Here is a 17,437-nt window from a genome sequence, read left to right as displayed (position 1 = left end):
GACCAGGCCGCGTTGGCGACAAAATGCAGCAGCGACTGGTGCTGTGCCGCCGTGCGCGCCGGAGCCGTCCGCGCCGCCATCGGCTCCACGCTCTTGCGCTCCCCAGGCAGCATCAGCCCCGTGCAATAGTCGCGCAGCGGCCTCGTCCGCTCCGCGTGACCGATCGCGCTTCCAAGACCGGCCACATACTCCGCAAACCGTGCTTCGCTCTGATCGAGATCCATCTGGCCCTCCACGTGCCAAATATTGAATCTCTTCAATTACTTGATTCTCAGCCCCAAAAGACCGCGACCGCTTGACTCAGTAGTGCTAATCCGCCCTACGAATTCAGTGCTCGTTGTGCTCCGGCAGCTTCAGCCCGAACACCTTCGTCAAATCCGCGACTTGCTCGGGCGATAGATAGCGCGGGTTCAGCCCGCGCAGCAGCAGATAGAGTTTCGCGGTCTCTTCCAGTTCCTCCGTCGCGAACACCGCGGCTTCCAGCGTGTCGCCTGAAACCACCGGCCCATGATTGGCGAGCAGCACTGACGAATATTTACCCGCCAGTCCCTTGATCGCGTCGGCCACCGCGGGGTCGCCGGGACGATAATAGGGCACCAGCGCAGTCTGGCCGCATTTCATCACATAATAGGCCGTCAACGGCGGCAGCGCGGCGCGCGGGTCGATCTCGGGCAGCATCGAGAGCGCCACCGAATGGGTCGAATGCAGATGCACCACGGCACGGGCCGCACCGCGGGTCTGATAAAGCGCGGTGTGCAGGGGCACCTCCTTGGTCGGCGCGTCGCCCGAGACCAGTCGTCCATCAGCATCGAGCCGCGACATCCTGACAGGGTCAAGGAAACCGAGCGAGGCATTGGTCGGCGTCACCAGCCAACCGCCATCGTCGAGTCTCACGCTGATATTGCCTGAAGAACCCGGCGTCAGCCCGCGTTCGAACAGCGAGCGGCCGAAGCGGCAGATTTCCTCACGGAGCTTTGTTTCGCTCATGGCAGCCATACCTGTTTTCCGCCTTGTCTCACGCTTTGGCACGGCGGCCAAGCCGTGATACGCAGGGGTAAGACTCCTAAAGGGGTAAGACTCCTAAGAAACACGTGAGGGACCGCCGCATGCCTGAATCGTCAAAAACCCGCGTTGCCGTGATCGGGCTCGGCTCGATGGGATTTGGCATGGCGACCTCGCTGCTGCGCGCGGGGTTTGAGGTGATCGGCTGCGACGTGGCGGCCGACAGCGTCGCGCGGTTCGTCCAGGGTGGCGGCAAGGGCGCCAAAACGCCGAAGGAAGCCGCCGATGGCGCCGACATTGCGGTCAGCGTGGTCGTCAACGCCGCCCAGACCGAAACGATCCTGTTCGGCGAAAATGGCGTGGCCGAGACGCTGCCGAAAGGATCCGTGTTCGTCTCCTCCGCGACCATGGACCCCGATGTGGCGCGGCGCTTGGCAAAGCAGCTCGAGGCAACTGGACGGCATTATCTGGATGCCCCGATCTCCGGCGGCGCCCAGCGTGCGGCGCAGGGTGAGCTCACCATCCTTGCTTCCGGCAGCGCGGCGGCATTCGCGAAAGCCCGTCCCGCGCTCGATGCGATGGCCGCCAAGCTCTACGAACTCGGCGATGCGGCCGGGCAGGGCGCCGCGTTCAAGATGATCAACCAGCTCTTGGCCGGCGTGCATATCGCCGCAGCCTCGGAGGCGATCGCGTTTGCGGCCAGACAGGGCCTCGACATCCGCAAGGTCTACGAGGTGATCACGGCCTCCGCCGGCAATTCCTGGATGTTCGAGAACCGGATGCCGCATGTGCTCGACGGCGACTACACGCCGCGCAGCGCGGTGGAGATTTTCGTCAAGGATCTCGGCATTATCCAGGACATGGCGCGAAATGCGAGATTCCCGGTGCCGGTTTCAGCCGCAGCGCTGCAGATGTTTCTGATGACCGCGGCCGCCGGCATGGGGCGCGACGATGACGCCTCGGTGGCGCGGATGTATGCCCGCGTCACCGGAACGAAGCTGCCCGGCGAACCGAAATAGAGCAGATGAGATCAGTCCGAATCGTATCCGCGATGAACGCTGCGCTCCCTCTCCCGCCTGCGGGAGAGGGCCGGGGTGAGGGTGTCTCCGCAATGGGACCATCCGTGGGGAGAGAGCCCTCACCCGGCGCTACGCGCCGACCTCTCCCGCAAGCGGGAGAGGTGAAGTCAGCTCGCATCACGCTATAGCAAACAAAGGTCTGTCGATGCCCCGCTTTGCCGCCAATCTCACCATGATGTTCAACGAAGTCCCGTTCCTCGACCGTTTCGAGGCTGCGGCGAAATCAGGCTTCACCGCGGTGGAGTTCCTGTTTCCTTATGACCATCCGGCGAAGGAGATCGGCGATCGGCTGCACAAGAACGGCCTGACGCAAGCTCTGTTCAACCTGCCACCGGGCGATTGGGCAGCCGGAGAGAAAGGGTTTGCGGCGCTGCCGGACCGGTTTGAAGACCTGAAGGCGAGCCTCACCACCGCATTGCCCTATGCGGAGGCGACCGGCGTCAAGCGCGTGCACCTGATGGCGGGGATAGCTAATCGGAGCGACAGCAAGGCGGTCGAGGCATTTTATAAATCCGTCACATGGGCCGCCGAATTCTTCGCGCCGCACGGCCTCGACGTCGTGATCGAGCCGATCAATCCGCGCAACGTGCCCGGCTATTTCCTCAATGATTTCGGCTTTGCCAGCGATCTGATCAACGAATTGAAGATCCCGAACCTGAAGCTGCAGTTCGACATCTATCACTGCCAGATCATTCATGGCGATGTCACGATGCGGCTGCGCGAGATGATGCCGATAACAGGCCACGTCCAGATCGCCAGCATCCCCTCGCGCAACGAGCCTGACGGCGAAGAACTGAACTATCCGTTCCTGTTCGATGAGCTCGACCGGCTCGGCTATGCCGGCTTCGTCGGCTGCGAATACAACCCGCGCGGCAAGACCACCGACGGCCTCGGCTGGTTCAAGCCCTATGCCGGAGCAAAAGCATGACTTTGGCGCTGGGCTGCATCGCCGACGACTACACCGGCGCCTCCGATCTCGCCAACACGCTGACCCGTGCCGGCCTGCGCACGGTGCAGACGATCGGCGTACCCTCCGACGATCTCGCTCTGCCCGAGGTCGATGCGGTGGTGGTTTCGCTGAAGAGCCGCTCGATCGAAGCGAGCCAGGCGGTGACGCGCTCGCGTGCAGCGGAGAAATGGCTGCGCGGCCGCGGCGCCTCGCATGTGCTGTTCAAGATCTGCTCGACCTTCGATTCCACCGACGCCGGCAATATCGGCCCGGTGATGGATGCGCTGCGCGAAGATTCGGGCGACAGGATCGTGCTGGTCACCCCGGCATTCCCGGAAACTGGCCGTACCGTCTACCAGGGCAATCTGTTCGTCGGCTCGGTGCCGCTGAACGAAAGCCCGCTCAAGGATCACCCGCTCAACCCGATGCATGACTCGAACCTGGTGCGAGTGCTGGCGCGCCAGAGCAGGACCAAGGTCGGGCTGGTCGACCTCGCAACCGTCGCGCGCGGTCCGGACGCCGTTCGCGCGCGTCTTGCCGATCTTGCCGCTGGCGGGTTTGGCGCCGCCATCATCGATGCCGTGTTCGACCGCGACCTCGGCACCATCGGCACGGTGGCGCTGGATCATCGCGTATCCGTCGGCGCTTCCGGGATCGGGCTCGGGCTTGCCCGGGCGCTGGTTGACTCGGGCAAGGTCAGGTCGGAGGTCGTGAGCGCAACGGCCGAGGCGCCGGTCGGCGGACCTGCTGCCTGTCTCGCCGGAAGCTGCTCGCAGGCGACGCTGCAGCAGATCAGCAATGCCGAGCGTAGCATGGCGGTGCTGCATCTCGACCCCGAGCGGATCGTGACCGGCAAAGACGAAGTCCACCGCGCGCTCGGCTGGGCGCGTGACCGGATCGGCGAAGGCCCGGTGTTGATCGCCAGCAGCACCACGCCCGACGAAGTCGCAGCTCTGCAGTCTCGACATGGCCGTGATGCAGCCGGGCATGCCATCGAGCAAGCGATGGCCGACATTGCGGAAGGTCTCGTCGAAGACGGCGTGCGCCGATTGGTGGTCGCCGGTGGTGAAACGTCGGGCGCCGTGGTCGATCGCTTGAAAATTCCGGGCTTCCTCGTCGGCGCGGAGATTGCCGCGGGCGTGCCGGTGCTGCGTGCGGTCGGCGCGAACAAAGGCGAGATGCTGCTTGCCTTGAAATCAGGCAATTTCGGCGGCCCGCAGTTTTTCTCTGACGCGCTCGCGCTGATGCGCTGATCGCATCGCTCCATTCATTTGTTAGTGACGTCTTTTGCCTACCGTAGCTTTACGGAGGGACAAATTAACGCGCCCTCAGGAGGTCGCGCGGCTTGATCGCCAACACGGCATCCTTCGATTCGTCCAACCAACCCAAAGCACTTTGCATCAGCAGGCGTCACCGACGCGCCAAACGCCAAGAGATTCCCCAATGCTCGCCAAGTACTCGATCCGCGCCAAGATTATCACAGTGGTTGCGCTGCTGCTCGTCGCGATGATGGGTATGGGGCTGCTGGCGGTCCGCAACACGCGGGCGATCAATGCCAACGCCGCGGATATCGCCACCAACTGGCTGCCGAGCATCCGCCTGCTTGGCGATCTCAGGGCCGGCGTCATCACGTACCGCAACGTGGTCCGCGAGCATATGCTGGCCGAGACGCTGGAGGAGAAACTGGCCGCCGAGAAGACACTGACCGGCGTGGTCGAGAGCAACAACAAGACCCGGCAAGCCTATGAGAAGGTCATCACCTCGCCGGAGGAGCGTGCGATCTATGATGAATGGGCGAGGACCTGGGACGCTTACAAAAAGGGCACCCAGGATGTCATGGCCCTGTCTCGCAAGGAGGCTGGCCGGATTCCTCATGAGGCGCACGAGCTGAACACCAACACCGTAAACAAGATCGGTCTCGACGCCGACGCCATCCTGATGAAGGACATCAATCTCAACAATGCCGGCTCCGACAAGGCGGCGCCGGATGCCGCAGATAGCTACGCCTCGTCCTTCATGACGCTCATGATCATCCTTGGCATCGCGATCGTCGGCGGCGCCGCCATCAGCACCTATCTTGTCCGCGACGTCTCGGCCGGCATCGCTTCCATCGTCAAGCCAATGCAGGCGCTCGGAAACGGCGACCTGACCGCCGAAGTCCCGCACCAGGGCGAGAAGACCGAGATCGGCGCGATGGCCGATACGCTGCAGGTGTTCAAGGAAGCGCTGATCGCCAAGAAGGCCGCTGACGAGGCTGCAGCCGCCGATGCGGAAGCCAAGATCGAGCGCGGCCGCCGCGTCGACGCCATCACCAGCAATTTCGAGACTATGATCGGCGAGATCGTCCAGACCGTCTCTTCCGCCTCGACCCAGCTCGAAGCCGCGGCCGGCACGCTCTCCTCGACCGCCACGCGCTCGCAGGAATTGACCACTACGGTCGCCTCCGCCTCGGAAGAGGCCTCCGCCAACGTGCAGTCGGTGGCGTCTGCGACCGAGGAGCTGTCATCCTCGGTCACCGAGATCAGCCGCCAGGTCCAGGAATCGGCGCGGATGGCGGGCGACGCCGTCGGCCAGGCCCGCAGCACCAACGACCGCGTCAGCGAGCTCTCGAAGGCTGCCGCGCGGATCGGCGATGTCGTCGAACTCATCAACACGATCGCGGGCCAGACCAATCTGCTGGCGCTGAATGCGACCATCGAGGCGGCGCGCGCCGGCGAGGCGGGCCGCGGCTTTGCGGTAGTCGCCTCCGAAGTGAAGGCGCTGGCCGAGCAGACCGCGAAAGCCACCGGCGAGATCGGGCAGCAGATCACCGGCATCCAGGCCGCCACCCAGGACTCGGTGAACGCGATCAAGGAAATCAGCAACACCATCGAACGGCTGTCGGAAATCTCCTCGACCATCGCCGCGGCGGTGGAGGAGCAGGGCGCGGCCACGCAGGAAATCTCCCGCAACGTCCAGCAGGCCGCCCAGGGCACCCACCAGGTCTCGGCCAACATTACCGATGTGCAGCGCGGCGCGACCGAGACCGGTTCGGCCTCCACGCAGGTGCTGTCGGCCGCGAAGGCGTTGTCCGGCGACAGCAGCCGCCTCAAGGTCGAGGTCAGCAAGTTCCTGGAGTCGGTGCGGGCGGCTTGATCGCGAAAAGCGGCCCAATCGCGAGAATTCCCGGCCGCGGCTCACTCCGCGGCCGATACGGTCCGACAGCTATGTCGAGGATGTGAACGCGGATTGCGTCACGTAAAGTTGGCTTTTGGCCCGTTTTTCGCTAGATCGACGCTAGTGAATTGGCCTGTAGGGGCGCCAATCCCCCGTATATTTTGCGGGTTCCGGGGAATAACTAGTCAATGGTTGCACTGGTCCGTATCGCGCTGAGCCGGCCGTATACTTTTGTCGTGCTCGCGCTGCTCCTGTTGATTGTCGGACCGCTCGCCGCCTTACGCACGCCCACCGATATCTTTCCCGACATCCGCATCCCCGTGATCGGGGTGGTCTGGCAGTACACCGGCCTGCCGCCGGACCAGATGTCCGGGCGCATCACCACGCCGTTCCAGCGCGCGCTGACGACCACCGTCAACGATATCGAGCATATCGTCGCCAATTCCTACAACGGCTTCGGCATCATCAAGATCTTCTTCCAGCCGAATGTCGACATCCGCACCGCCAACGCCCAGGTCACGGCCATCTCGCAGACGCTTTTGAAGCAGATGCCGCCGGGCGCGACGCCGCCTTTGATCCTGAACTACAGCGCCTCCACGGTGCCGATCATCCAGGTCGCGCTGTCGGGTGAGGGGCTGACCGAGCAGAATCTTGCCGATATCGGCATCAATCAGCTCCGCACGCCGCTCGTCACCGTGCCCGGCGCCGCCATCCCGTATCCCTTCGGCGGCAAGCAGCGTCAGGTGCAGATCGACCTCAATTCCACGGCGCTGCAGGCGCGCGGGCTGTCGGGGCAGGACGTCGCCAATGCGCTCGCTGCACAAAATCTGATCACGCCGGTCGGCACGCAGAAGATCGGCCAGTTCGAATACAACATCCAGCTCAACAACTCGCCGCTCAAGATAGAGGATCTCGGCAATCTGCCGATCAAGACCGTCAACGGCGCCATGGTCTATGTGCGGGATGTCGCCACCGTGCGCGACGGCAACCCGCCGCAGACCAACATCGTCCATGTCGACGGCAACCGCTCGGTGCTGATGATGGTGCTGAAGGCGGGCGCGATCTCGACACTCGATATCATCGCGGGCATCAAGCAGAAGGTGATCGACGTCAAGGACCAGCTTCCGGACGCGCTGAAGATCGGCTTCATAGGCGACCAGTCGGTATTCGTCCGCGGCGCCATCACCGGCGTCGCCTTCGAAGGCGTCATCGCCGCACTGCTCACCAGCGTGATGATCCTGTTGTTCCTCGGGAGCTGGCGGTCGACCATCATCATCGCGGTCTCGATCCCGCTCTCGGTGCTTGGCGCCATCATCATGCTGTCGGCGATCGGCGAGACCCTCAACATCATGACGCTCGGCGGATTGGCGCTCGCGGTCGGCATCCTCGTCGACGACGCCACCGTGACCATCGAGAACATCAACTACCACCTGGAGCAGGGCAAGCCGGTCGAACAGTCCATTCTCGACGGCGCCAACCAGATCGTCACGCCAGCATTCGTCTCGCTGCTCTGCATCTGCATCGTGTTCGTGCCGATGTTCTTCCTGACCGGCGTTGCGCGCTTCCTGTTCGTGCCGATGGCGGAAGCGGTGATGTTCGCGATGATCTGGTCGTTCATCCTGTCGCGCACGCTGGTGCCGACGATGGCGAAATACCTGCTGCAGCCGCATGTGCATCACGAGGGCGGCCTGCCGCCGACGCGCAATCCGCTGGTATGGTTCCAGCGCGGCTTCGAGGCGCGGTTCGAGCGCATCCGGCGCGGCTATCACGACATGCTGGCGATGGCGCTCCGACACCGCGCCATATTCGTCACCGGATTCCTCGGCTTCGTCGCGGTGTCGATGCTTCTGGTGCCGTTCCTGGGACGCAATTTCTTTCCCTCGGTCGACGCCGGCAACATCCTGATGCATGTCCGCACCCAGGTCGGCACCCGCGTCGAGGAGACTGCCAACCAGCTCGCCGATGTGCAGAAGGCGATCCGCAAGATCATCCCGCCCGAAGAGATCGATACGCTGGCCGACAACATCGGCATGCCGATCTCCGGCATCAACATGACCTACAACAACACCGGCGTGATCGGTCCGCAGGACGGCGACATCCAGGTCAAGCTGAAGGAAGGCCACAAGCCGACCGTCGAATATGTGCAGGCGCTGCGCGAGCAATTGCCGCGGATGTTCCCCGGCATCAATTTCGCCTTCCTGCCGGCCGACATCGTCAGCCAGATCCTGAACTTCGGCGCGCCGGCGCCGATCGACCTGCAGATCCGCGGCGCCAATCTCGACGCCAATTTCGCCTATGCCAACAAGCTGCTGAGCCGGATTCGCCGCATTCCCGGCATTGCGGATGCGCGCATCCAGCAATCGCCGAACAGCCCGACCTTCAATATCGATGTCGACCGCACCCGTGCGCAATATGTCGGCCTGACCGAGCGCGACGTCACCAACAGCCTCGTCGTCAATCTCGCCGGCAGCTCGCAGGTCGCGCCGACCTACTATCTCAATCCGGACAACGGCGTGTCCTATTCGATCGTGATGCAGACGCCGCAATACCAGATCGACTCGCTCAGCGCCCTGCAGACGCTGCCGATCACCGCAAGCAACAACCCGCAGTCGCCGATCCTCGGCGGCATCGCCGACATCTCGCGCTCGACCTCGAGCGCGGTGGTTTCCCAATACGACATCCAGTCCATGGTGCAGATCTACGCAACGCCGCAGGGCCGCGACCTCGGCGCTGTTGCCGCCGACGTGCGGGCGCTGATCGCCGAGACCGCAAAGGACGTGCCAAAGGGAAGCTCGGTGGTGCTGCTCGGCCAGGTGCAGACCATGAACAGTGCGTTCTCCGGGCTGTTGTTCGGCCTGCTCGGCGCCATCGTGCTGATCTATCTCCTGATCGTCGTGAACTTCCAGTCCTGGTCCGATCCGTTCGTGATCATCACCGCGCTGCCGGCGGCGCTCGCCGGCATCGTCTGGATGCTGTTCACCACCGAAACCACGCTATCGGTGCCGGCGCTGACCGGCGCGATCATGTGCATGGGCGTCGCCACCGCCAACAGCGTGCTCGTCATCAGCTTCGCCCGTGAGCGCTACGAGGCGAGCGGCGATCCGATCGCCGCCGCGCTTGAGGCCGGTTTCGTGCGTTTCCGCCCGGTGCTGATGACGGCGCTGGCCATGATCATCGGCATGGCACCGATGGCGCTCGGCCTGGGGGAGGGTGGCGAGCAGAACGCCCCGCTTGGCCGCGCCGTGATCGGCGGCCTGATCTTTGCAACGTTCGCCACACTGATGTTTGTTCCCGTCGTCTTTAGTATGGTACACAAGAAACAAGGCGCCAGCGCCGCCGCCGCACCGGAGATGTCGCATGCCCACTGAACAACGCCCGCCGGTCTCGCGCTGGAAACTGGGCATTTTCGGGCTTGCGGCCGGTGTCGGCCTGGTCCTCGTCGTCATCACCGGCATCCGGGCCCGCGAGGAGCAGGGCACCAAGCTCAAGGAATGGACCGATAATCAGGCCGTTCCGAGCGTCGCGGTGGCGCCGCCCAGCGCCAAGGTGCTCAATCCCACCATCGACCTGCCGGGCCGGCTGGAGGCCTATTATCGCGCCCCGATCTTCGCCCGCGTATCCGGTTACTTGAAGGGCTGGAGCGTCGACATCGGCGCCCGCGTCAAGGCCGGGCAGGTGATCGCCGAGATCGAAGCGCCCGACCTCGACCAGCAATTGCTGCAGGCGCGAGCCGACCTCGCCAGCCAGCAGGCCAGCGCAAAGCTGTCTGAGGCGACGCTGACCCGGCGCCGGTCGCTGCTTGCCTCCAATTTCGTCTCGATGCAGGAGATCGACGAGCGCACCGCCGACCTCTCCAACAAGAAGGCCGCCGTCAATTCCGGCCAGGCCAATGTCGAGCGGCTGGAGGCGCTTGCGGGCTACAAGAAGATCACCGCGCCGTTCGATGGCGTCGTCACCGAGCGCAATACCGACGTCGGCGCGCTGATCAATGCCGGCGGCGGCGCAGGGCCGGCGATGTTCATTGTCTCCGACATCTCCAAGCTGCGCGTCTATGTGAACGTGCCGCAGAACTTCGTGCCGTCGATCAAGATGGGCGCCAAGGCGGTCATCACCCTGCCGGAATATCCGAACCGCACCTTCACGGCGACCGTGGAAACCTCCTCCCAGGCCGTCGATGTCAGCTCGGGAACGACGCGCATGCAGCTTGCGCTGGACAATTCCAGCGGCGAATTGATGCCCGGCGGTTATGCCAATGTGAAGCTGACATTGCAGCGCGACACCATTCCGCTGCACATCCCCGCAAGCGCGCTGATCTTCGACAGCAATGGCCTGCGCGTTGCGACCGTCGGCGCCGATGACAAGATCCTGTTCAAGAAGGTGACGATCGCCCGCGATCTCGGCAAGGAGATCGAGCTCGCCTCCGGCCTCACCGCCGACGACCGCATCATCATCGCGCCGCCCGACGGCATCAACGACGGCGACCAGGTCCGCGTGGTCGGCGGCGCCGCGAAGAAGCCGACCACGGCCTCCGAGAAGCAGGACGTGAAGGGGTAGGGGCCTCTCCCTACGAATTGCGCCGAAGCCGATTGCTGCGCCCTCTCCCCTTGTGGGAGAGGGCTGCGCCGCTGGTAGCAACTGATGCGCTTGGGTGAGGGGTTTCCCTCCACAAGCACGATCGCTCGCGGCGACAACCCCTCATCCGCATTGCATGCGCGCCACCTTCTCCCACAAGGGGAGAAGGAAAGAAGCGCAGGGCAGGGTGGGCACGCTTCGCTTTGCCCAACCTACGAATCTCGGTGGCTTACGCCACCCGCCACTCCGGCACACCGTCATCCGCCATGACGATATCGCCTGTTGTACCCACCGGCGTGCGCTCCATGCTCAACAGATGCGCCAATGTCTGCGCGTCGTTCGCGGGGACGCGGCCGAGCGTGCGGCGGTCGTCTTCGGTGCGCAACATGACGACACCGTGCTCGACCTCGCCATTGCCGCGATAGATCACGGTGAAGCTCTCGACCTTGCCCTTGCCGCTGGCCTCCGCAACGAATTCGGGCACCTTGCGGCGGTTGCTGTCTGCTTCACCCTGCACGCTGGTATCCTGCTTGAGCGCCGCCTTCGGTGCCTCGGGCGACAGCACCAGACCATGATGCTTGGTGACGAAGCCGCCCTGGCCGTAGAGCAGGCCGAGCCTGGCGCCACCGCGGAGCTTGCGCACCATCGCGCAAGCCGCGTGCGTCATGTAGGTGTTGAGCGGTGCGCCGAAGAAGGTGAGCCCGCCGGTGACGGTCGGCTGCACGTCGGAGCCAAGGCCCAACGTGCGTCGCGCCGTCTTGGGCACGCAGGGGAAGCAGCTATAGAGCTCGATCGCGTCGAACTTCCGGCCGTCGCCTTCGACCAGGTCCATCACCGCTTTCAGCACCGCGGTCTGCGGATGGCTCTCGAAGAACTGGTCGCGCACGAGATAGTCGCGCGGCTCTTCTGCCGACGCGCCGCCCAGCGGATAGATCAGCCGGTCCTCGGGGATGCCGGCCGCGCGGGCCTTGGCAAGGCTGGTGAGCAGCAGCGCGCCGCCCATGTTCACGGTCGGATTGGCCACCATCAGCTTGGTGTAGGGCCACGCGATCAGCCGGTTCTCCGGCGTCGGCGTGGTGATTTCCTGCGGCGTGAAGCGCTTCTTCAGCCACGAATTCGGGTTCTCAGCCGCGACGCTGGAATAGGTCGACCATAGCTCGCCGGACTCCGCGAGCGCCTCGCGCGGCGTCTGGCCCCAATGCGCTGATGTCGCGGACTCATAGAGCGGATAGACCGTGATCGGCCGGAACACGCCGAGCTTCACGGCCAGCGGCTTCTGGAATGCCGCGCCGCGCTTCGGCTCTTCCACATCATGCGCAAACGGCGTCCACGGCAGCGCGATGCCGCCGCGATCCGCCTTGGTCGCGGTCGATTGCGCCTCGGCGCCGCAGACCGCCGCCACGTTGCATTCGCCGCGCGCGATCCGTTGCGCCGCTTCGTGCAGATAGCGGATCGGGCTCTCGCCGCCGACCGGGCCGTAATAGAGATGTGCCGGCTTGATGCCGAGTCGTGCGGCGAGCTGCTTTTCCGGATCGCGATAGCGCCAGCTCAGGAAATTGACGACGTCGAGCGACTGGACGTCACCAAGCAGCTTCGCTCCGCTGTCGGCTTCGGCGCGTCTTAGCGCTTCTTCAAGAAGCGCCAGCGGCTCGAGCCCGGCGGCGATGTCCTTGGGACGGTCGACGATTTCGCCGACGCCGACGATGACGGGGATGCGGTCTTCGGGGATGCTATTGGACATTTCTGCTTGGTTCACTTTCGGACATTGGGCTCGCCGCTCAGTTTACCCGTCATTGCGAGCGAAGCGAAGCAATCCATCTCCCAGCGTGCGGAGGCGTGGATTGCTTCGTCGCTTCGCTCCTCGCAATGACGGCGTTAATCGGCCACCAGCGCATTCATGTGTTCCACCGCCTCGATAAAATCTTCCTTGAATTCCTGCACCACCGCGCCCGCCGATTTCACGCTGTCGATCAGGCCGACGCCCTGGCCGACGAAGTAGCTGACGAGGTCGCGCGCCTTCTCGTTGCCGGCGGCTGCCGAGCGATCGATCGAGTTGAAGGCGTCGCGGCTGATGATGCTTTGCAGCGGCATCGGCAGCGCGCCGGGGCTGTCGGGTGAGCGGTCCCATGCATCGGTCCAGACCGAGCGGAGCTGCCGCGCCGGCTTGCCGGTGCGTCCCTTCGAGCGCACCGCGTCGCGCGAGGATGCTGCGATCATCTTCTCGCGGAAGATTTCGGTGGTCTCGGATTCCACGGTGGCGAGCCACACCGAGCCGGTCCAGGCGCCGGCGGCGCCCATTGCCATTGCGGCCGCCATCTGGCGCCCGGTCATGATGCCACCCGCGGCCAATACCGGCACGTCGCGGATCGGCTTGATCGCCTTGATGACCTCCGGCACCAGCACCATGGTCGAGACCTCGCCGCAATGGCCGCCGGCCTCGGTGCCCTGCACGACGAGGATGTCGACGCCGGCTGCGACCTGGCGCAGCGCGTGCTCCTTGGCGCCGACCAGGGCTGCGACCGGCACGCCGTGTTTGCGGCCCATGTCGATCATCTCCTTCGGCGGCACGCCGAGCGCATTCGCGATCAGCTTGATCGGATGCTTGAAGGAGACGTCCAGCACTTCGAGCGCGCGCTGTGCGTCGAACGGCTGCGGCTGGTTGTCGGCGACGTCGGTCGTCGTCAACTCGACGCCGTATTTCTTCAGGAGATTACGGGTGAAGTCGCGATGCGCGGGCGAGACCCGCTGCTCCAGGCTTTTCCAGGTGACGTTCTTCTCGCCGGCGGTCGAGATGTTCTCGGGGATCAACACGTCAAGCCCATAGGGCTTGCCGTCAACGTGGTCGTCGATCCATTTCAATTCCTGCTCGATGCTTTCAGGCGAATGGACGGTCGCGCCCAATACGCCAAATCCGCCGGCGCGGCTGACGGCTGCCACCACGTCGCGGCAATGGCTGAAGGCGAGCAGGGGAAATTCAACTCCCAGCATACCGCAGATCGGCGATTTCATGGATGCGTTCTCTCTCCCGATGGCAGCTTCACGCTGCTTTTCTTGCTTTGATATTGATTAGGCTAGCGCATGGCGGAGAGGAAAGCCAATCGCCTTTCCGCAACTTGCGTGCAGGCGCTGGACAGCGCGTGACAGCGCGAACGCATTCCGCGAGGCAAAATATGCCCGCGCGTCTGGTGGCGCTTTGTCTCTTGCGCTTTGGCGCGTCGCGGAGAATGCTGGCCGGCAACGAAAAGAATCTTCAAGGGAGCCCGCGTCCATGTCCGCCTCGCCATCCGCTTCCGCAACTTCTGCCGCGCACTACGACGTCGTCGTGGTCGGTGCCGGCTTCTCCGGCATGTACATGCTGCACCGCTTGCGCGGTCTCGGCTTTACGGCGCGGGTGTATGAGCAGGGCAGTGGTGTCGGCGGCACCTGGTACTGGAACCGCTATCCCGGTGCGCGCTGCGACGTCGAGAGCATGCAGTATTCCTATTCGTTCTCCGAGGAGCTGCAACAGGAATGGGACTGGAGCGAGCGCTACGCGCCGCAGCCGGAGATTCTGCGATACGCCAACCACGTCGCCGATCGCTTCAACCTGCGTTCTGACATCCAGTTCAATACCCGCGTCGATACGACCGCGTTCGACGAGACCAGCAAGCTTTGGTCGGTGACCACGTCCGACGGCAAGACCGTCACTGCCAAATTCGTGGTGCTTGCCACCGGCTGCCTGTCGAATGCGCGCAAGCCCGACGTCAAGGGCCTCGATCGGTTCAAGGGCCAAGTCTATCACACCGGCCATTGGCCGCATGAGCTGGTGGATTTCACCGGTCTGCACGTCGGCGTGATCGGCACCGGCTCGTCCGGGATTCAGTCGATACCTGTGATCGCCGAGCAGGCGAGCCATCTCACTGTGTTCCAGCGCACTGCGAATTTCTCGATTCCCGCCCGCAATGCCAAGCTGCTGGATGAGGAACGCGCATGGTTTCGCGCGAACTATCCGGAGATCCGGCGCGTGGAGCGGGAAGTGGCGCGCAATGGCATCTATACCGACCTGCCTGATCGCGGTGCGCTCGATGATGGCGATAACGAACGTCGCACCCGCTATGAGGCGCGCTGGCAGCGTGGCGGCCTCACGTTCATGTCGGCCTACAACAATCTAGCGCTGGACCAGGCGGCCAACGATACCGCCGCGAACTTCGTGCGCGAGAAGATCGCGGAGACCGTCAAGGATCCCGAAACAGCCAACCTGCTGCAGCCCAACAGCCACCCGATCGGCTCCAAGCGCATCTGCGTCGACACCGATTATTTCGCGACCTTCAATCGCCCCAACGTGACGCTGGTCGACATCAAGTCCAATCCGATCGAGGAGATCACGGAAAATGCCGTGCGCACCACGGCAGGCGAATATGAACTCGATGCACTGGTGCTGGCGACCGGCTTCGACGCGATGACGGGATCGGTGGCAAAAATCGACATTCGTGGCCGTGACGGGCTCACGCTGAACGCGAAATGGGCGGAGGGACCACGCACCTATCTCGGCCTGATGAGCACCGGTTTTCCGAATCTCTTCATCATCACCGGCCCCGGCAGTCCGTCCGTGCTGTCGAACATGATCGTCTCGATCGAGCAGCATGTCGACTGGATCAGCGATTGCCTTGATTACATGCGAGAGCGCGAACTCGACACGATGGAAGCGACCAGGGAGGCCGAGGACAAATGGGTGGCGCACGTCAACGACGTCGCCTACACCACGCTCTATCCGCAGGCCAATTCCTGGTACATGGGCGCCAACATTCCCGGCAAGCCGCGGATCTTCATGCCCTATATCGGCGGCGTCGGAGCCTACAGGCAGATCTGCAATGAGGTTGCGGCGAAGGACTATGAAGGCTTCGCGATGACAGGCGCCGAACGACGGCAGCGGGCGGCCGCGTCCTGAATCCACTTTCGTAGGGTGGGCAAAGCGAAGCGTGCCCACCATATCCAATGCAGTTGTGGAGGGTGGGCATGGCGCACGCGCGCCTTTGCCGCCCCTGTACCTTGAGCTAATACTCGCCGCCTTCCGCGCTGGAGCCTGATCAATGACCGATGCACCCGCCTATGAGCCGCCGAAAGTCTGGACCTGGAACAAGGAGAATGGCGGCCGGTTCGCCAGCATCAACCGTCCAATCGCCGGGTCTACGCATGAGAAGGAACTTCCCGTAGGAAAGCATCGGCTGCAACTTTATTCTCTGGCGACGCCGAACGGCCAGAAAGCCACCATCATGCTGGAAGAGCTGCTCGCACTCGGCCATTCCGGCGCCGAATATGACGCCTGGCTGATCAGGATCGATGGCAACCAGTTCGGCAGCGGCTTCGTCGCGGTCAATCCGAATTCCAAGATTCCGGCGCTGCTGGACCGCAGCGGGCCGGAACCGATCCGCGTGTTCGAATCCGGCGCGATCCTGATGCACCTTGCCGAGAAGTTCGGTGCCTTGCTGCCGGCCGGCGGCCAGGCTCGCGCCGAGTGCCTGTCATGGCTGTTCTGGCAGATGGGTAGCGCGCCATTCCTTGGCGGCGGCTTCGGCCACTTCTATGCCTATGCGCCGACCAAGATCGAATATGCCATCGACCGCTATGCGATGGAGGTGAAGCGCCAACTCGATGTGCTGGATCGTCGTCTGGCGGACAACGAATATCTATCCGGTAGCGAATACACGATCGCCGACATCGCCGTGTGGCCGTGGTACGGCGGGCTGGTGAAGGGCCTGCTCTATGGCGCAGGCGAATTCCTCTCGGTGCATGAATACAAGAACGTGCAGCGCTGGACCGACCAGATCGCAAAGCGCCCGGCTGTGAAGCGCGGCCGCATCGTCAACCGCGTCTCGGGCGATCCCGCAAGCCAATTGCACGAGCGCCACGACGCCAGCGATTTCGAGACCAGGACGCAGGACAAGATCGGGCAGGCTGCGGCATCGTAGCCATAGCATCACCGCCGTGGAACGCGATTGCCGCGCCACGCTCTCCGTCATTGCGAGCGAAGCGAAGCAATCCATGCTTCCGCTTGCAGCGCTATGGATTGCTTCGCTGCGCTCGCAATGACGATGTGGATGGTTTGGGTGCGACATAACAACCCGACGGGCAAATCACCAAAAGTCTGTCCAGCCCTCCCGCAAAAAACATTCCGCTTCCGTCATCGGGCAAATCAGTGATTTAACTCCGCGCGTCTCACGGCGGATGAGGGGCGGGTCGCGATCGTCACGAACGTTGCGGTGAGATGCGGTGGACGTGGAGCGTGTGACTGACGAGCACGCGCATCACGGACGGCGAAGGCGTGTGGTCCTGGCGCCCCGACGCTGGCGCTAAGTTTCGTGCGAACAAGTTCGCACTGGATGACGGTGGCAAGAAAGCCCGGTCACCGGCTATCCGATTCACACATTTTCGAGCCTCAAAGTGGTGCCGTATTTGATGCGGCGGAAGGCTTCGAGGCCTAGGCGCATCACCTTTGGGCCAGGCTTTCCGTAATAGGCGGTCCATCCTCCGAGCCGAGCAATGACCCACGCAGCGAAGGCGAGCGTGCCTTTTGGATGTGGGTTCTTTTGCTTCGCGGTAGTCCCCTCGAGTTGAGAAGACACGGCTTCCAGCACCGGTTGGTCATCCGGCTCGAAAGCCTCGGTCAGTTCTTCCTCGGTCGTTCCGTCACGGGCGCGGA

Annotated in this window: 12 protein-coding genes and 1 pseudogene; 8 read left to right on the top strand and 5 right to left on the bottom strand. The window is 63.6% G+C overall.

All coding sequences use genetic code 11. The annotated features are described in order from the left end of the window. Both K288_RS0138740 and K288_RS0138735 read right to left on the bottom strand, forming a co-directional pair. Window positions 1-224, bottom strand: a 224-nt coding sequence (locus tag K288_RS0138740; RefSeq protein WP_043161858.1) for a transposase, incomplete at its 3' end; no start/stop codon positions are given. Window positions 225-327: 103 nt separating this feature from the next. After that, a complete protein-coding gene (locus tag K288_RS0138735) occupies window positions 328-987 on the bottom strand; it encodes an aldolase (RefSeq protein WP_027584296.1) in 660 nt (219 codons plus the stop codon). Between the two features lie 119 nt (window positions 988-1,106). On the opposite strand from K288_RS0138735, the gene ltnD reads away from it, so the two are divergent. The 6 genes from ltnD (at window position 1,107) to K288_RS0138700 (ending at window position 10,740) form a co-directional block, all read left to right on the top strand. After that, window positions 1,107-2,021: an L-threonate dehydrogenase gene (gene ltnD, locus K288_RS0138730; RefSeq protein ID WP_027584295.1), complete on the top strand. Its 915-nt coding sequence runs from the start codon at window positions 1,107-1,109 to the stop codon at window positions 2,019-2,021. 205 nt (window positions 2,022-2,226) lie between these two features. Beyond that, window positions 2,227-3,009, top strand: a complete 783-nt coding sequence (otnI, locus tag K288_RS0138725; protein ID WP_027584294.1) for a 2-oxo-tetronate isomerase — start codon at window positions 2,227-2,229, stop codon at window positions 3,007-3,009. Further along, on the top strand, window positions 3,006-4,283 hold the full coding sequence (gene otnK / locus K288_RS0138720) for a 3-oxo-tetronate kinase (RefSeq protein ID WP_027584293.1): 1,278 nt from the start codon (window positions 3,006-3,008) through the stop codon (window positions 4,281-4,283). The genes otnI and otnK overlap by 4 nt, the downstream gene beginning before the upstream one ends. 190 nt (window positions 4,284-4,473) lie before the next feature. Next, entirely contained in the window at window positions 4,474-6,165 is a 1,692-nt protein-coding gene (locus tag K288_RS0138710) for a methyl-accepting chemotaxis protein (RefSeq protein WP_027584292.1), read from the top strand. A gap of 209 nt (window positions 6,166-6,374) precedes the next feature. Continuing rightward, complete coding sequence (locus K288_RS0138705; RefSeq protein ID WP_027584291.1) at window positions 6,375-9,554, top strand: efflux RND transporter permease subunit; 3,180 nt, start codon at window positions 6,375-6,377, stop codon at window positions 9,552-9,554. After that, a complete protein-coding gene (locus tag K288_RS0138700) occupies window positions 9,544-10,740 on the top strand; it encodes an efflux RND transporter periplasmic adaptor subunit (RefSeq protein WP_027584290.1) in 1,197 nt (398 codons plus the stop codon). The genes K288_RS0138705 and K288_RS0138700 overlap by 11 nt, the downstream gene beginning before the upstream one ends. Window positions 10,741-10,987: 247 nt before the next feature. Here the strand turns inward: K288_RS0138700 and K288_RS0138695 are convergent, their stop codons facing one another. Both K288_RS0138695 and K288_RS0138690 read right to left on the bottom strand, forming a co-directional pair. After that, window positions 10,988-12,499, bottom strand: coding sequence for an acetyl-CoA acetyltransferase (locus K288_RS0138695; protein WP_027584289.1), 1,512 nt, complete (start codon window positions 12,497-12,499; stop codon window positions 10,988-10,990). 134 nt (window positions 12,500-12,633) lie between these two features. Continuing rightward, window positions 12,634-13,767, bottom strand: coding sequence for a nitronate monooxygenase family protein (locus K288_RS0138690; protein WP_027584288.1), 1,134 nt, complete (start codon window positions 13,765-13,767; stop codon window positions 12,634-12,636). A gap of 259 nt (window positions 13,768-14,026) precedes the next feature. Here K288_RS0138690 and K288_RS0138685 point away from each other — a divergent pair, with 259 nt between their 5' ends. After that, window positions 14,027-15,685, top strand: coding sequence for an NAD(P)/FAD-dependent oxidoreductase (locus tag K288_RS0138685; RefSeq protein ID WP_027584287.1), 1,659 nt, complete (start codon window positions 14,027-14,029; stop codon window positions 15,683-15,685). Between the two features lie 142 nt (window positions 15,686-15,827). Next, complete coding sequence (yghU, locus tag K288_RS0138680; protein WP_027584286.1) at window positions 15,828-16,706, top strand: glutathione-dependent disulfide-bond oxidoreductase; 879 nt, start codon at window positions 15,828-15,830, stop codon at window positions 16,704-16,706. 450 nt (window positions 16,707-17,156) lie between these two features. Here the strand turns inward: yghU and K288_RS47960 are convergent. Continuing rightward, window positions 17,157-17,437: pseudogene (locus tag K288_RS47960) on the bottom strand (transposase); the annotation flags it as partial.

This window comes from Bradyrhizobium sp. Ai1a-2, from assembly GCF_000426245.1.
Lineage (GTDB): Bacteria > Pseudomonadota > Alphaproteobacteria > Rhizobiales > Xanthobacteraceae > Bradyrhizobium.
The sequence above is the reverse complement of the archived record's forward strand: the minus strand, read 5'-3'. Positions and strand labels throughout refer to the sequence as shown.

Bases quoted from the DNA above. Each gene is read 5' to 3' on its own strand.
- K288_RS0138685 (WP_027584287.1), top strand. From the start codon at position 14,027: ATGTCCGCCTCGCCATCCGCTTCCGCAACTTCTGCCGCGCACTACGAC.
- otnI (WP_027584294.1), top strand. From the start codon at position 2,227: ATGCCCCGCTTTGCCGCCAATCTCACCATGATGTTCAACGAAGTCCCG.
- K288_RS0138705 (WP_027584291.1), top strand. From the start codon at position 6,375: ATGGTTGCACTGGTCCGTATCGCGCTGAGCCGGCCGTATACTTTTGTC.
- yghU (WP_027584286.1), top strand. From the start codon at position 15,828: ATGACCGATGCACCCGCCTATGAGCCGCCGAAAGTCTGGACCTGGAAC.
- otnK (WP_027584293.1), top strand. From the start codon at position 3,006: ATGACTTTGGCGCTGGGCTGCATCGCCGACGACTACACCGGCGCCTCC.
- K288_RS0138735 (WP_027584296.1), bottom strand. From the start codon at position 987: ATGAGCGAAACAAAGCTCCGTGAGGAAATCTGCCGCTTCGGCCGCTCG.
- K288_RS0138710 (WP_027584292.1), top strand. From the start codon at position 4,474: ATGCTCGCCAAGTACTCGATCCGCGCCAAGATTATCACAGTGGTTGCG.
- ltnD (WP_027584295.1), top strand. From the start codon at position 1,107: ATGCCTGAATCGTCAAAAACCCGCGTTGCCGTGATCGGGCTCGGCTCG.
- K288_RS0138695 (WP_027584289.1), bottom strand. From the start codon at position 12,499: ATGTCCAATAGCATCCCCGAAGACCGCATCCCCGTCATCGTCGGCGTC.
- K288_RS0138690 (WP_027584288.1), bottom strand. From the start codon at position 13,767: ATGAAATCGCCGATCTGCGGTATGCTGGGAGTTGAATTTCCCCTGCTC.
- K288_RS0138700 (WP_027584290.1), top strand. From the start codon at position 9,544: ATGCCCACTGAACAACGCCCGCCGGTCTCGCGCTGGAAACTGGGCATT.